The following is a 14,240-nucleotide window of genomic DNA, read 5'->3' as shown; positions in this document are numbered from 1 at the left end:
AAGGAGTCCACGGTCCGAGCAGTCGACAGAAGGCCAAGAAAGTTCACTCGGGCTACTACTGTAACGAGTTCTCGTTATAGTGGGCGCTCCGCACCGTCACCACACCAGGGGGCCACATGACACAGGTGACCGACCACGGCGGGGGCGTGCACAGCATCAAGGTCCCCATCCCGGACAACCCCCTGGGCCACACCCTCGTCCACGTCCTGGACACCGACCGCGGCCCGGTCCTCATCGACACCGGATGGGACGACCCCCACTCCTGGGACACCCTCGTCGAAGGCCTGGCCGAGCTCGGTGTCGAGATCGCCGAAATCCACGGCGTGGTCATCACCCACCACCACCCCGACCACCACGGCCTGTCCGGCCAGGTTCGGGAAGCCTCGGGTGCCTGGATCGCCATGCATCGCGCCGACGCCGAAGTCGTCCGCCGCCTGCGCGACACCGACCCCGCCGAATGGCTCCGCTACCTCACCACCAAACTCGCTGCCGCCGGCGCCCCCGAAGACCACCTGGCCCCCCTACGAAGCGCCCGGGACTCCGGGCGGATGCGTTCCCTGCCCGGCCTGCACGCGGCCCTACCCGACCGGGAGATCCTCCCCGGCGAGCTCCTCCCGCTAGCCGGCCGACACCTTCGGGCCCTCTGGACGCCCGGCCACACCCCCGGGCACGTCTGCCTCCACCTGGAAGAGCAACATCCGGCGAACAAGCCGGGCCTGGGTCGCCTGTTCTCCGGCGACCACCTCCTCCCGGGCATCTCGCCGCACATCGGCCTCTACGAGGGTCCGCAGGACGCTCAGGCCACCGACCCGCTCGGGGACTACCTCGATTCCCTGGAACGCATCGGGCGCCTCACTCCGGCCGAAGTGCTACCCGCCCACCAGCACCCCTTCTCCGACGCACCCGGCCGGGTGCGCGAACTCCTGGACCACCACGAGGAACGACTGGCCGGGCTCCGCGCCCTCCTGGGCCAACCACTGACCCCCTGGGCACTGGCCGAGCGGATGGAATGGAACCGCCCCTGGGAAGAGATCCCCTTCGGCTCCCGCAACATCGCCGTCTCCGAGGCCGAGGCCCATCTACGGCGGCTGGTGAAACTCGGCCGGGTCGAAGCGGTACCCGGCAGCGATCCGGTCACCTATCTGGCGGTTTGAGGGCGCCGGCGACAGCGGCCAGGCCGCGCTCCGGACCGGCAAGGTACCTGCCGGTACAGTGGGCGGGTCGTTGACACTTCCGTTCGGGGAGAAGCCGGTGCGAATCCGGCGCTGACCCGCAGCCGTGAACCGCCCAGGCGGTGAGCCGGATCGCCCCGTGCGGATGTACACGGCTCGCGCCACCGCAACGCGGTGGACGGCAACCGTCGAGGAATGCGGGGCCGGAGCCCGGTGCCGCCCGCGCCTGCCTCCCGGCTCCCCAGCAGGAGAGGCCCCACCCCCGTGAACGTACGACGCAGCGCCACCGTGCTCGCCGCCACCGGCGTATTGGCGGTGGCACTGGCCCCCGCAGCCCTCGCGGCCCCCTCCCCCGCGCCCGCCATACCCTCCGGCCTGTACGGCACGACGGACCCGACCTACGACGGAGTCTGGCGCCAGTCGCTGGCCTTCCTCGCCCAGGACGCCGCCGGCGTGCAGCCCGCCGCAGCCGCCGTGAACTGGCTGACCGGCCAGCAGTGCGCCGACGGCTCCTTCGCCTCCTTCCGCCCCGACCCGGCCCAGGACTGTGACGCCAAGACCATGGCGGACAGCAACGCCACCGCCGCGGCCGTACAGGCGCTCGCCTCGCTCGGTGGCCACGACGCGGTGGTCGCCAAGAGCGTGGACTGGCTGAAGTCCGTACAGAACGAGGACGGCGGCTGGAGCTACAACCCCGGCGGGGCGAGCGACGCCAACTCCACCGGCATCGTGGTGGGCGCGCTCGCCGCGGCCGGCGAGAAGGTGGACCAGGTGGCGTCCAAGAAGGGCGCTCGGGCCACGAACGCCCTGGCCTCCCTCCAGGTCAGCTGCGCCGAGAAGGACATCGCCACTGCGGCCGACCTCGGAGCCTTCGCCTACCAACCGGACCAGGCCGGCAAGCTGTCGGCGAACGCCGACGCCACCGCCGCGGCCGTCCTCGGCATGCTCGGCATGAGCCTGCTCGTGGAAGCCCCGAAGTCCAACACCCCTCTCACCGAGGCCACGCCCACCTGCCGCACGGGCGCAGAGGCGGCGCAGAAGGTCGAGCCCGCCCAGGCCGCCGCCGCCGCCAGCGCCTATCTCGCCCGCACCACGGCCAAGACCGGTGACCACCTGATGTCCGCCATGCCGGGCGCCACCGACCAGCCCGACGTCGGCAACACCGCGGACACCGTCATCGCCCTGGCCGCGGCGGGCCACCGGGACGCCGCCGCCAAGCCGCTGGCCTGGCTGGAGCAGAACGGAGCCGCCTGGGCCAAGACCGCCGGGCCGGCCGGCTATGCCCAGCTCGTCCTCGCCGCCCACGCCGGCGGCGCCGACCCCAAGGCCTTCGGCGGCACCGACCTGGTCGCCCAGCTGAACGCCCAGGGTCCGGCCCCGGCCGCTGCCGCGTCCAAGGAGCAGTCCTCGGCGAACGCGGACACCAAGGACGACGCCGCCGAGAAGTCCGAGGAGAAGAACTCGGGCTCCAACATCTGGTGGATCATCGGTGTGGGCGCCGTCGCCGGCATCGGAATCGGCATCCTGATCAGCGGCCGCAAGAAGAACGGCACGTCGTGACCGTCCGCCGCCCCCCGCGCCCCGCGTCGGGCCGCCCGTACGCGACGGCGCTGGCCTTCGTCCTCGCCCTCGGCAGTTGTATGACGCTGCTGGCTGCGGGCCCGGCCCAGGCCACCGGCTACCGGTACTGGTCGTTCTGGGAGCGGGACGGCGGCCGATGGGTGTACGCCACCCAGGGACCGTCCACCACCCGCCCCGCCGACGGCTCGGTCCAGGGCTTCCGCTTCTCGGTGAGCGAGGATTCGGCGGTCGGCTCCCCGCTCCCGCGCGGCACCGCGGAGTTCGCCACCCTGTGCAAGGACACGCCGGCTCGGGAAGGCAAGAAGCGAGTGGCGCTCCTCGTCGACTTCGGTCTGCCCCGAGACGCACCGCAGGGGGAGAGCCCACCCCAATCCGAACCGCGCGGCTACTGCGCCTCCCTCGCCCCGGCGGCGACCACCGCCGAGGCGTTGGCGGTGGTCGCCACCCCGCTGCGCTACAACAGCGCGGCGCTGCTCTGCGCCATCGCCGGGTACCCGCGGCGGGGCTGCGGAGACCAGGTGGCTCAAGCAGAGCCGCGGAACACGGCCCCCGCACCCGCGCCGAGCACCGCGACAGCGCCCGGCACCGCCGAGTCCGGCGGTGGGTCCGGTCCTTCCGTGGGGCTGCTGGCCGCGGTGTCCGCGGTGATCGCCTTGGCGACGGCCGCCCTCTGGCAAAACCGCCGCCGCCGGACCCGATGACCGGGCTTCCCCAGCACCGCACCACCGCCCGCCCGCCCAGGGACACGGGCGGCCCGGAATCCCGGAGAGGGTCGGCGCGGGAGCACGCCGATCCGCCCCGCTGGTGGAACCGGCTACGGGCACCGGTGGCGACCCGCGCCAACGCGGTCACCGCCGGCGCCTGGTGGCTGTGGGCACTGGGGCTGGCCGCAGCCGCGTCCCGGACCACCAATCCGCTGCTGCTCGGCCTGCTCGTGGCGGTCGCCGGTTACGTGGTGACCGTCCGTCGCACCGACGCTCCCTGGGCCCGCAGCTACGGCTTCTTCCTACGGCTGGGCGTCTTCGTGCTCGTCATGCGGCTCTTGTTCACCGTGGCCCTCGGTTCCCCGGTCCCGGGCACGCACCTGCTGTTCACGCTGCCCGAACTGGCCCTGCCCCACTGGGTCAAGGGCATCAGATTGGGCGGGCCGATCACCGCCGAGCAACTACTCTTCGCCTGCTACCAGGGCGCAAGACTGGCCACCCTGCTCATCTGCATCGGCGCCGCCAACTCCCTGGCCAACCCGGCCCGGCTGCTGAAGTCCCTGCCCGCCGCCCTCTACGAGGCAGGGGTCGCCGTCGTGGTGGCGATGACCTTCGCCCCGCACATGGTGGCCGATGTGGCACGGCTACGCCGGGTGCGGCGGCTGCGCGGCCGACCCACCGGCGGGATCAAGGCGATCCTCCAGATCGGACTGCCCGTACTGGAAGGCGCCCTGGAGCGGTCCGTGGCAGTGGCCGCGTCCATGGACGCGCGCGGCTACGGACGCACCGCCCAGGTGCCCACCGCGGTCCGACGGACCACCGGCGCACTGACCCTGGGCGGGCTGCTCGGGATCTGCGCGGGAACCTACGGACTGCTCGCGGAGCAAGGCGCCCGGTTCGGAGTCCCGCTCCTGCTCGCGGGTCTGATCGCCGCGCTGGCCGGCCTGCGCCTGGGCGGGCGGCGCAGCATCCGCACCCGCTACCGGCCCGACCGGTGGGGGGTGCGCTCCTGGCTGGTGGCCGCCTCCGGAGCGACCGTGGCGGCCGGGCTGGCCCTGTCGGCGACAGTGGACCCGGAAGCGATGAACCCAGGGGTGCTACCGCTGGTCTGGCCGGTGCTTCCGCTGTGGCCCGCCGCCGCCGTGCTGGTCGGGCTGCTGCCGGCCTTCGTGGCTCCCTCGCCGGCCAGCACCGCGCCCGGGGCACGGCACCCGGGTACCCCGACGCAGCAGGACACGAAGGAGACGAGGACGTGATCCGCTTCGAGCAGATGTCGGTCACCTACGAAGGGGCCGCGCACCCCGCGCTTAAGGTGGGCGATCTCCAGGTTCCCGAGGGCGAGCTGGTGTTGCTCATCGGGCCTTCGGGCGTGGGCAAGTCCACCCTGCTGGGCACCGTCTGCGGACTCGTACCGCATTTCACGGGCGGCACCCTGCGTGGTCGCGTCACGGTGGCCGGCCGGGACACCCGTACTCACAAACCGCGCGAACTGGCCGATGTGGTGGGCACCGTCGGGCAGGACCCGCTTGCGCACTTCGTCACCGACACCGTCGAGGACGAGCTGGCGTACGGGATGGAGTCACTGGGGATCCCACCCGAGACGATGCGGCGCCGGGTCGAGGAGACCTTGGACCTGTTGGGGCTCGCCGAGCTGCGTGACCGACCCATCGCTTCCCTCTCCGGCGGACAGCAGCAACGGGTCGCGATCGGCTCGGTACTGACCGCCCACCCCCGGGTCCTGGTGCTGGACGAACCCACCTCCGCCCTGGACCCGGCCGCGGCCGAGGAAGTGCTCGCCGTACTGCAACGGTTGGTGCACGACCTGGGTACCACGGTGCTCATGACCGAGCACCGGCTGGAGCGGGTGGTGCAGTACGCGGACCGGGTGGTCCTGCTCCCCGCACCCGGCGCGGCTCCGGTCACCGGGTCCCCGGCCGAGGTGATGGCGCTCTCCCCGGTCCGTCCACCCGTGGTCGCCCTGGGCCGGCTGGCCGGCTGGTCGCCGCTGCCGCTGTCGGTGCGCGACGCCCGCCGGGCGGCCGATCCACTGCGCACCCGCCTGGTCGGCCTGACCCCGCCGCCGCTCGGCGCGGCGGCAGCCCCGCCAACGTTGCGCCCCGCTCCCGTCGCCGCGTCCCCAGGACGGCGGGGCCTGCGCAGCCTGCTGCACAGGCGTCCGGCGGCAGCTGGGTCGAACGCCGCGGCGGACGGTCCGGTGTTGGTGGTGGACTCGCTCGGGGTGCGCCGGGACCGGGCCGAGGTACTGCGCCGGGTCTCCCTCTCCCTCGCCCCTGGGGAGACGGTGGCTCTGATGGGCCGTAACGGTGCGGGCAAGTCCACGCTGCTCTCCACCCTGGTCGGCATGCTCGAACCCAGCCAGGGCACCGTGCGGGTCGGCGGGCTCGATCCGCGCCTCGTCACGCCCGCCGCCCTCGTACGGCAGGTCGGACTGGTTCCGCAGGACCCCCGTGACCTGCTGTACGCCGATACGGTCGCCGGTGAATGCGCCGCGGCCGATCAGGACGCGGGCGCCGCAGCGGGGACCTGCCGGTCCCTGGTCAGCGCGCTGCTCCCGGACGTGTTGGACGACGCTCACCCGCGGGACCTCTCGGAGGGGCAGCGGCTGGTGTTGGCGCTGGCGCTGGTGCTGACCGGGCACCCTCCGCTGATCCTGCTCGACGAGCCCACCCGCGGCCTGGACTACGCCGCCAAGGCACGGCTGGTCGAGGTCCTACGGGCGCGGGCCGCTCAGGGCCATGCCATCGTGCTGGCCACCCATGACGTGGAACTCGCCGCCGAGCTGGCCGACCGGGTGATCGTCCTGGCCGACGGCGAGGTCGTCGCGGACGGCCCGACAGCCGAGGTGGTCCTCTCCTCACCCGCCTTCGCGCCCCAGGTGGCGAAGGTGCTGGGACCGGGCGGGTGGCTGACCGTGGGACAGGTCGAACGGACGCTGCGAGGAGAAACCCGATGACCGGACGCGACCGCTCGGCACGGGCCCACCCGGTGCGCATCGGGCCGCGCGCCGCAGCCGCGCTGGTCCTGGTCACGGTGATCGGTGTCGCGGCCTTCGGGTGGCCGTTGCTCGCCGCGCCACAGTCCGGGCTCGCTCACGCGCAGGACGCGCCGTGGTTGTTCGCGGCGCTGTTGCCGCTGCTGGTGGCCGTGGTCGTGGCGGCGCTCAGTGATCAGAGTGAGCACGCGGCGATCGACGCCAAGGCGGTGGCGATGCTCGGGGTCCTGGCCGCGGTCGGCGCGGCGTTGCGGCCTCTGGGCGCCGGTACGGCCGGGCTGGAGCCGATGTTCTTCCTCATGGTGTTGAGCGGCCGGGTGCTGGGGCCGGGTTTCGGTTTCGTCCTGGGCGCGGTGACCATGTTCGCCTCCGCGCTGCTCACGGGTGGGGTGGGGCCCTGGATGCCGTTCCAGATGTTGTCGATGGGCTGGTTCACGATGGGTGCGGGGCTGCTCCCCGGGGCCGTCTGGCTGCGCGGTCGTGCGGAGCTCGCGCTGCTCTCGGTGTACGGGTGCGTGGCGGCGTTCGGCTACGGCACGGTGATGAACCTCCAGGGCTGGCCGTTGATCGCCGGCTTGGAAAGCAGTGTCTCTTTCGAAGCGGGGGCCCCGCTGGGGGAGAACCTGACCCGTTTCACGGCTTATGTACTGGCCACCTCCATGGGCTGGGACCTGGGCCGGGCGGTGTTGACGGTGGTGCTGACCCTCGCGCTCGGTTCGACGGTCCTCAAGGCTCTGCGTCGAGCTACCCGGCGGGCGGCCTTCGCCGCACCCGCGACTTTCGATATGCCGGTTATGTCCGATTCCAGCCTTCTTTCCGGCGCCCGAATGAGCCCAGAATCAGGCGATTTCTCGGATACAACCGGTCGCACAGTGTGACATCGAGGCCCCTGCGGGGTGAGCCGCCCCATAGGACCCACGTCACATACGAGGCGGCCTAGTAGCGTGGGGAACCGGCCACGGAACCCTCGAAGCGCCCCACCGACCCCGACGGCTACGACCTGCGGTAGGACACGGGGGGCTTTGCAAGCCCCCCGCCAGGTGGCTACAACTGGATGTGTCGCAAGGCGGCCCGGGTCCTCACCCGGAGCCCCCGGCAAGTCCCCCGGACATCGCGTGACTCACGCACGTCCTCGACATGCCCGCGACCCCCTGTTCCCGATGGAAGGTTCTCCGTGTCCAACACCGTCATCCGCCGCATCGCCCGTTCGAAGAAGGCCCTCGTGGGCTCCGCCGTCGCCCTGGGCGCCGCCGGCTCCCTGCTCGCCGCCGTTCCGGCACAGGCTGCTCCGATGAACGCCCAGGCGATCGCGCACAAGATGATCCCGGACGCCGCCCAGTACCAGGCCTTCAGCAACATCGTGTCCCGTGAGAGCGGCTGGAACCACACCGCCACCAACTCCGCCTCCGGCGCGTACGGCCTGGTCCAGGCCCTGCCTGCCTCGAAGATGGCTTCGGCCGGCGCGGACTGGAAGACCAACCCGGCCACCCAGATCAAGTGGGGCCTGGACTACATGAACTCCCGCTACGGCAGCCCGGTCGGCGCCTGGAACTTCTGGCAGACCCACCACTGGTACTAAGCCGTCCCGGCCACCGGTGGAAGCGGAACGCCCTCCATACGCACGAAAGGCCCCGAAGCCCGACCTCCCCAGGTCGGAGCCGGGGCCCTTCGCCTCCCATCCCACCCACAAGGGTCAGCGAGCCCTGGGGGCTACAGGCGCTGGATGATCGTGCCGGTTGCGAGCGCACCGCCGGCACACATGGTGATCAGCGCGAACTCCCCTCCCCTGCGCTCCAGTTCATGCAGGGCCGTGGTGATCAGCCTCGCCCCGGTCGCCCCGACGGGGTGCCCCAGCGCGATGGCGCCACCGTTGACGTTGACCTTGTCAAGGTCCTGCTCGAAGACCTGCGCCCAGCTCAGCACCACCGAGGCGAAGGCCTCGTTGATCTCGACCAGGTCGATGTCCCGCAGGGACATCCCCGCCTTGCCCAGCACCGCTCGGGTCGCATCGATCGGCCCGTCCAGGTGGTAGTGCGGATCGGCTCCGACGAGGGCCTGCGCGACGATGCGCGCCCTCGGCTTGAGCTTGAGAGCCCGGGCCATGCGCCGCGAGGCCCACATCACGGCGCACGCGCCGTCGGAGATCTGCGAGGAGTTCCCCGCCGTGTGAATCGCCGTCGGCATCACCGGCTTGAGCCCTGCCAGCGCCTCCATGGACGTGTCCCGAAGCCCCTCGTCGCGGTCCACGAGGCGCCACATCCCCTGCCCGGCGGACTGCTCCTCTTCCGTGGTCGGCACCTGCACCGCGAAGGTCTCCCGCTTGAAACGCTCTTCGGCCCACGCCGTCGCCGCCCGCTGCTGCGAGAGCAGGCCCAGCCGGTCCACCCGCTCACGCGTGAGCCCGCGCTTGCGTCCGATGCGCTCGGCCGCCTCGAACTGGTTGGGGAGGTCCACGTTCCACTCGTCGGGCCAGGGCTTGCCCGGGCCGTGCTTGGACCCCGACCCCAGGGGCACCCGACTCATCGCCTCGACCCCGCAGGCGATGCCGACGTCCATGACCCCACCGGCGATCATGTTGGCGACCATGTGGTTGGCCTGCTGGGAAGAACCGCACTGGCAGTCCACCGTAGTCGCGGCCGTCTCGTAGGGCAGCCCCATGGCCAGCCAGGCGTTGCGCGCCGGGTTCATGGACTGCTCCCCCGCATGCGTCACCGTGCCCCCGACGATCTGCTCGACGCAGTCGGCGTGGATGGCCGTGCGGGCGAGCAGTTCGCGGTAGGTCTCACCGAGCAGATAGGCGGGGTGGAGATTGGCGAGGGCGCCTGCGCGCCTGCCGATGGGGGTACGTACGGCTTCGACGATGACGGGTTCCGCGGCCATGAGCTCGTCCTCTCCTCCACAGCTGTGCGGGGCCGTCCCGGCGGTCCCGCAGGGGGCTGTGCCGACATCGGGGGGCGGGGTGCCACCGCCCCGCCCCTCAGGGGTGCCGCCAAGGGGGCACGCTTGCCCCTTGGTGTTGCCCGGGTACGCGAACGCTCCGCGCACCTTTGGCGGACCACCCAGGTGCGCCCGCACGAGGGCTTTCGGTCGGCACCCCGAGAGCACGCACCGGGCGCCGCTCCTCTACGGGCGGGCACCATCTGCGCGACACTAGTACGCGTTCTAGTTCTTCTTCGCAGTCTCAGTTCCACACCCCCCGGCACGCAAGGGTCTTGCACGCCAATCCGCTTATTCGCGCACATCCATACCGGAGACCGCGAAGCGCAAGAGGTACCGCCGGGAACCTTGCCACTTCTAGAACTCGTTACTACCTTCAAGGGCAACTTCTGATGGTCCGTCAGACTCTGGAGTTGCTGATGACCTGCCCAGCGGTGCCCGAGGGCTTCGACGCCACCGACCCCGACCTCCTCCAAGCCCGCGTGCCCCTGCCGGAGTTCGCACGGCTGCGGCAGACCGCACCCGTTTGGTGGTGCCCCCAGGAACGCGGAACCACCGGCTTCGACGACGCGGGGTACTGGGCCGTCACCCGTCACGCGGACGTCAAGTACGTCTCCACCCACCCCGAGCTGTTCTCCTCCATGGCCAATACGGCCATCATCCGCTTCAATCCGCACATCAGCCGCGACCAGATCGAGGCCCAGCGCCTGATCATGTTGAACATGGATCCGCCGGAACACACTCGCGTCCGACAGATCGTGCAACGCGGCTTCACGCCACGCGCCATCCGCGGCTTGGAGAGCGCCCTCCGCGACCGGGCGAGCCGGATCGTCGCCGGAGCAGGGCAACACACCGACGCCGCCGGCAGCTTCGACTTCGTCACCCAGATCGCCTGCGAGCTACCGCTCCAGGCCATCGCCGAACTCATCGGCGTCCCCCAGGAAGACCGCACCCGGATCTTCGACTGGTCGAACAAGATGATCGCCTACGACGACCCGGAGTACGCCATCACCGAGGAAGTCGGCGCCGAGGCGGCCATGGAGCTCATCGGCTATGCCATGAACATGTCTGCGGACCGCAAAGAATGCCCCGCCAAGGACATCGTCACCCAACTCGTCGCCGCCGAAGGCCAGGGGAACCTCAGCTCGGACGAGTTCGGCTTCTTCGTGCTCCTCCTGGCCGTCGCCGGCAACGAGACCACCCGCAACGCCATCAGCCACGGCATGTACGCCTTCCTCACCCACCCCGAGCAATGGGAGCTCTACAAGAGCAAGCGGCCGACCACTACCGCCGAGGAAATCGTTCGCTGGGCCACTCCGGTTGTCTCCTTCCAACGCACCGCCACCTGTGACACCGAACTCGGCGGCCAGCAGATCAAGGCGGGCGACCGGGTCGGGATGTTCTACTCCTCCGCCAACCACGATCGGGAGGTCTTCGACCACCCCGAGGTCTTCGACATCACCCGCGACCCCAACCCCCACCTCGGCTTCGGCGGCGGCGGCCCGCACTTCTGCCTGGGAAAGTCGCTGGCCGTCCTGGAGATCGACCTGATCTTCAACGCCCTGGCCGACACCCTGCCCGGAATGCGCCTGGCCGCCCAGGGCCCGAGGCGACTGCGGGCACCCTGGCTCAACGGCATCAAGGAACTCAGGGTCAGCCCGACCTGACAGGCCCGGCCAGCACCGACCCACCGGGCGCTCCGGTGGCGGCCCGCCCGATTGGGGGCGACCATGACAGAACGCGGCGATCCAAGCCGAAGGGGTGCCGGGGCGCATGGAGTCCCGGCACCCCTTCGGCCGCTTCCGCCCCGGCCTAAGCTAAGGACTGTCCCGTAGTCCCCGGCGGGCGCACGGCGACAGCTACGGCACCTCGCTGCGTTGTCGGAACGCCCGAATACGCCCAGTATGGGGACGCCCCTCCGCCTTGCGATGCACCGCATCTGACGCCGTGCGCTGATCCACCGGGGATTACGGGACAGCCCTGAGTTAGCTGGCGGTGACTCCCGGCTCTCGTGCTCCGGGCCGCTGTGGAGGGACGTCCGGTCGGGCTCCTTGAGCCACGACCTCCTCCACCACCCCCTTGACCGCCGGCCCACGGGGGCCTGAGAGCACATGGACCAGCACGAACCCGCATCCGATGACGACCGCGCCGCCGACCGCGTCCAGCACCCAGTGGTTGGCGGTGGCGACGATCGCGCAGACCGTGAACAGCGGATGGAGCAGACCGAGCGTCTTCTGCCACAGCCGGGGGGCCAGGAGGACGATCACGATCCCGCACCACAAGGACCAGCCGAAGTGCAGCGAAGGCATCGCCGCGTACTGGTTGGAGATCGCCGTCATCGCACCGTACTGCGGGTGGGCGAGGTCCTGCGGGCCGTGGACAGTGTCGACGAACCCGAGCCCGGGCATCAGCCGGGGCGGCGCCAGCGGGTACAGCCAGAAACCGAAGAGCGCGATCACCGTGCCCAGCCCCAGCGAGGCACGGGCCCACCGGTAGTCAGCCGGTCGACGCCAGTACAGAACGGCCAGGATCGCCAGCGGGACCACGAAGTGGAAGGAGGTGTAGTAGAAGTTGAAGAAGGCCTTCAGCCAAGGTGTCTGGACCACCACCGCGTTGACCGCGTGCTCTATGTCGATACCGAGCGCCCTCTCGACGGCGACGATCTGCCGCCCGTTGTCCTCCGCGACGCCCCGGCCACCGGTGGCGGCGGCCCGAATGTGCGAGTAGAGCGAGTAGCCGACCCGTATGAGAAGCAGTTCCAGCAAGAGGTTCGGGCGCCCGAGGACCCTGCGCCAGAAAGGCAGCAGCGGAACCCACGACCAACGTCCCGGGGCACCCACCGCGTACCCCTTGGGCACCGGTGACTGCCAGTACGCACTGCCGCGTTCCAGGAACGGCACCGCGCAGGCGGCAGCCACCGCCACCAGCAGCAGGACGTTGTCACGCACCGGGGCGAGAGCCACCAGGTTCGGCAACAGCACCGTGCTCGGCAGGGTCATCGCCAGCACCACGGCGACCGGCCACACGGGACGGTCCACCGCCCTCCTGCCCACCCGACCGGCCGTGGCGAGCAGCAGCCACAGCATCTGGTGGCGCCAACCCACCGGGGAGACGGCCACGGCCACACAACCGGTGAGCGCCACGGCCAACAGGAGTTGACCGTCACGGGCATAGCGGACGGCCCGCCTCAGACCGAACCAGCAGACGGCGCCGGCCAGCACCACGAAGAGCGCGATCTCCAGAGGCCCAGAGAGTCCAAGGCGCAGCAGCGCGCCGTGCAACGACTGGTTGGCGAGCCCCTCCGGCCGGCCACCGACTCCGGTACCGGCACGCTGTTCGATCCAGTACGTCCAGGAGGCACGAGGCATCGCCACCGCGGCAAGGACGGTGCCCGCCGCGAACACGATCCCACCGGTCCGGGCGGCTTCACGGCGGCCGGTACACCAAAACAGGGGCGCAAAGAGCAGGAGCGCGGGCTGAAGCGCGGCGGCGCATCCGATCAGCAGACCGCTGACCCGCTGGCTGGGGGCGTGGAAGCAGGCGAGGAGCACCAGCAGGACGGGGATGACACCGATCTGGCCGAGCGAGAAGGCGCTCCGGACCGGCAGCGCCAACAGGAGCAGGACCAGGGCGGCCGGCAGGGCGAGCGACTCGGTGCGTCGACTGACCGGTGCGGGCAGCGCCCGGACGGCCACCCAGGCCAGCAGGGCGACGAGCAGCAGGGTGCCAAGGGTCCAGCCGGCCGCCACGGCCTGCGGCTCGGGTCGGGCCAGCGGCTTGAGCACGAGCCCGGCGAACGGTGTTCCGGCCGCCGGACCACCGTGTATCCATGAGGCCAGGTCGGCCACCCGGTCGCGGGAGGGCAGGCTGGCCACCGCCATGACCTGGCGGACCGCGAGAGCCGCGACCACCAACCACAGCCCGGCCCGCACCACGGCCGGACGGGAGGCGCCCCCCGTGTCCAAGGCGACCCGTCCGGCTTCACGCGCGTGATCCACGTCCCGGCCCGGTCCGCCGCCGTCTATGCAGCCGGCGTCACCGCGCCCGCCCGCCCCGCCCTGTTCCACTGTCGCCACGCCGCGCCGGCCTCCGCCCCTGTTGCTCCGTCTGGCTTTCTCGGGGCTCGACGCATACCAGCGACTTGCGCGGTGCCCACTGAGGGGTGGGAGCACCGCACCTTCGCCCGGCCGCCACTGCCCATTTCCCCGCCCGACGATATCGCTCCAGGACCCGTCCAGCCCCCTGAGGTACGGCGCAAGCGCCGGCGCGACCACGATGGAGTCCCTGGGCGTCGGCGGTTGGTGGCGCGGTGTTCCGCCGTGCGGTCAGAGCATGGCGGCAGGCTCCTCACGACGCCCTGACCCACCCGTGTAGGAGACTGCACCCAGGTGGTCGAGGCCCGGTGCGGTGCCGGGCCTGAGTTCCCGAGAGGTGTCATGTGTCCAGCGTGGTAAAGATCAATGTCCTGACGGTGCCGGCCGAGCAGCGCGAAGAGCTGGAGAAGCGGTTCTCCGCGCGGGCCGGCGCCGTCGAGAACTCCGACGGCTTCGAGTGGTTCGAGCTGCTGCGCCCGGTGGAAGGCACGGACACTTACCTCGTGTACACCCGCTGGCGGGATGAGGCGGCCTTCCAGGCGTGGATGGAAGGCCCCATGAAGGCGGCGCACCAGGGCGCACCCGCCAGCAGCGGTGAACGGCCCAAGCCGGCTGCCACCGGTTCCACGCTGTGGTCGTTCGAGGTGGTGCAGCAGGCGGGCCCGAAGTCCTGAGCCAAGGGCACGGCACCGCGGCGCCCCGCATCCGTTCGCGGCGCGGGGACACCGCGGTGCCGTGC

General features: G+C 71.3%; 11 protein-coding genes and 1 riboswitch. Of the genes, 9 read left to right on the top strand and 2 right to left on the bottom strand.

The annotated features are described in order from the left end of the window. Nucleotides 1-116: 116 nt before the first annotated feature. From ACFYMC_RS00985 to ACFYMC_RS00955, 7 genes are all read left to right on the top strand, one after another. Nucleotides 117-1,154 carry an MBL fold metallo-hydrolase gene (locus ACFYMC_RS00985; RefSeq protein WP_388516792.1) on the top strand — a complete coding sequence of 346 codons (1,038 nt, stop codon included), beginning with the start codon at nucleotides 117-119 and terminating at the stop codon, nucleotides 1,152-1,154. 42 nt (nucleotides 1,155-1,196) lie between these two features. Next, nucleotides 1,197-1,328: riboswitch (cobalamin riboswitch) on the top strand. Between the two features lie 108 nt (nucleotides 1,329-1,436). Then, nucleotides 1,437-2,732, top strand: a complete 1,296-nt coding sequence (locus ACFYMC_RS00980) for a prenyltransferase/squalene oxidase repeat-containing protein (protein ID WP_388516789.1) — start codon at nucleotides 1,437-1,439, stop codon at nucleotides 2,730-2,732. An 80-nt stretch (nucleotides 2,733-2,812) separates the two neighbouring features. Further along, the gene (locus tag ACFYMC_RS00975) at nucleotides 2,813-3,454 is read left to right on the top strand and encodes an SCO2322 family protein (RefSeq protein ID WP_388517065.1); all 642 of its coding nucleotides are present in this window, start codon (nucleotides 2,813-2,815) and stop codon (nucleotides 3,452-3,454) included. Then, nucleotides 3,451-4,713: an energy-coupling factor transporter transmembrane protein EcfT gene (locus tag ACFYMC_RS00970; protein WP_388516786.1), complete on the top strand. Its 1,263-nt coding sequence runs from the start codon at nucleotides 3,451-3,453 to the stop codon at nucleotides 4,711-4,713. The genes ACFYMC_RS00975 and ACFYMC_RS00970 overlap by 4 nt, the downstream gene beginning before the upstream one ends. Beyond that, complete coding sequence (locus ACFYMC_RS00965; protein WP_388516783.1) at nucleotides 4,710-6,431, top strand: ABC transporter ATP-binding protein; 1,722 nt, start codon at nucleotides 4,710-4,712, stop codon at nucleotides 6,429-6,431. Before ACFYMC_RS00970 ends, ACFYMC_RS00965 begins: the two co-directional genes overlap by 4 nt. Beyond that, nucleotides 6,428-7,348, top strand: coding sequence for an ECF transporter S component (locus ACFYMC_RS00960; protein WP_388516780.1), 921 nt, complete (start codon nucleotides 6,428-6,430; stop codon nucleotides 7,346-7,348). The genes ACFYMC_RS00965 and ACFYMC_RS00960 overlap by 4 nt, the downstream gene beginning before the upstream one ends. Before the next feature lie 296 nt (nucleotides 7,349-7,644). Continuing rightward, entirely contained in the window at nucleotides 7,645-8,049 is a 405-nt protein-coding gene (locus tag ACFYMC_RS00955) for a transglycosylase SLT domain-containing protein (protein ID WP_388516777.1), read from the top strand. 131 nt (nucleotides 8,050-8,180) lie between these two features. Here the strand turns inward: ACFYMC_RS00955 and ACFYMC_RS00950 are convergent, their stop codons facing one another. After that, entirely contained in the window at nucleotides 8,181-9,350 is a 1,170-nt protein-coding gene (locus ACFYMC_RS00950) for a steroid 3-ketoacyl-CoA thiolase (RefSeq protein ID WP_388516774.1), read from the bottom strand. A 476-nt stretch (nucleotides 9,351-9,826) separates the two neighbouring features. Here ACFYMC_RS00950 and ACFYMC_RS00945 point away from each other — a divergent pair, with 476 nt between their 5' ends. Next, on the top strand, nucleotides 9,827-11,074 hold the full coding sequence (locus ACFYMC_RS00945; protein ID WP_388517062.1) for a cytochrome P450: 1,248 nt from the start codon (nucleotides 9,827-9,829) through the stop codon (nucleotides 11,072-11,074). Nucleotides 11,075-11,392: 318 nt separating this feature from the next. Here ACFYMC_RS00945 and ACFYMC_RS00940 read toward each other — a convergent pair whose 3' ends face one another. Beyond that, the gene (locus tag ACFYMC_RS00940; RefSeq protein ID WP_388516771.1) at nucleotides 11,393-13,483 is read right to left on the bottom strand and encodes a bifunctional glycosyltransferase 87/phosphatase PAP2 family protein; all 2,091 of its coding nucleotides are present in this window, start codon (nucleotides 13,481-13,483) and stop codon (nucleotides 11,393-11,395) included. A gap of 362 nt (nucleotides 13,484-13,845) precedes the next feature. On the opposite strand from ACFYMC_RS00940, the gene ACFYMC_RS00935 reads away from it, so the two are divergent. Then, entirely contained in the window at nucleotides 13,846-14,175 is a 330-nt protein-coding gene (locus tag ACFYMC_RS00935) for an antibiotic biosynthesis monooxygenase family protein (RefSeq protein WP_388516768.1), read from the top strand. Nucleotides 14,176-14,240 lie beyond the last annotated feature (65 nt).

Source organism: Streptomyces sp. NPDC006879, from assembly GCF_042869595.1.
Taxonomy (GTDB): domain Bacteria; phylum Actinomycetota; class Actinomycetes; order Streptomycetales; family Streptomycetaceae; genus Streptomyces.
Note: the sequence above shows the minus strand (reverse complement) of the source record. Positions and strands in the feature narration are given on the sequence as shown.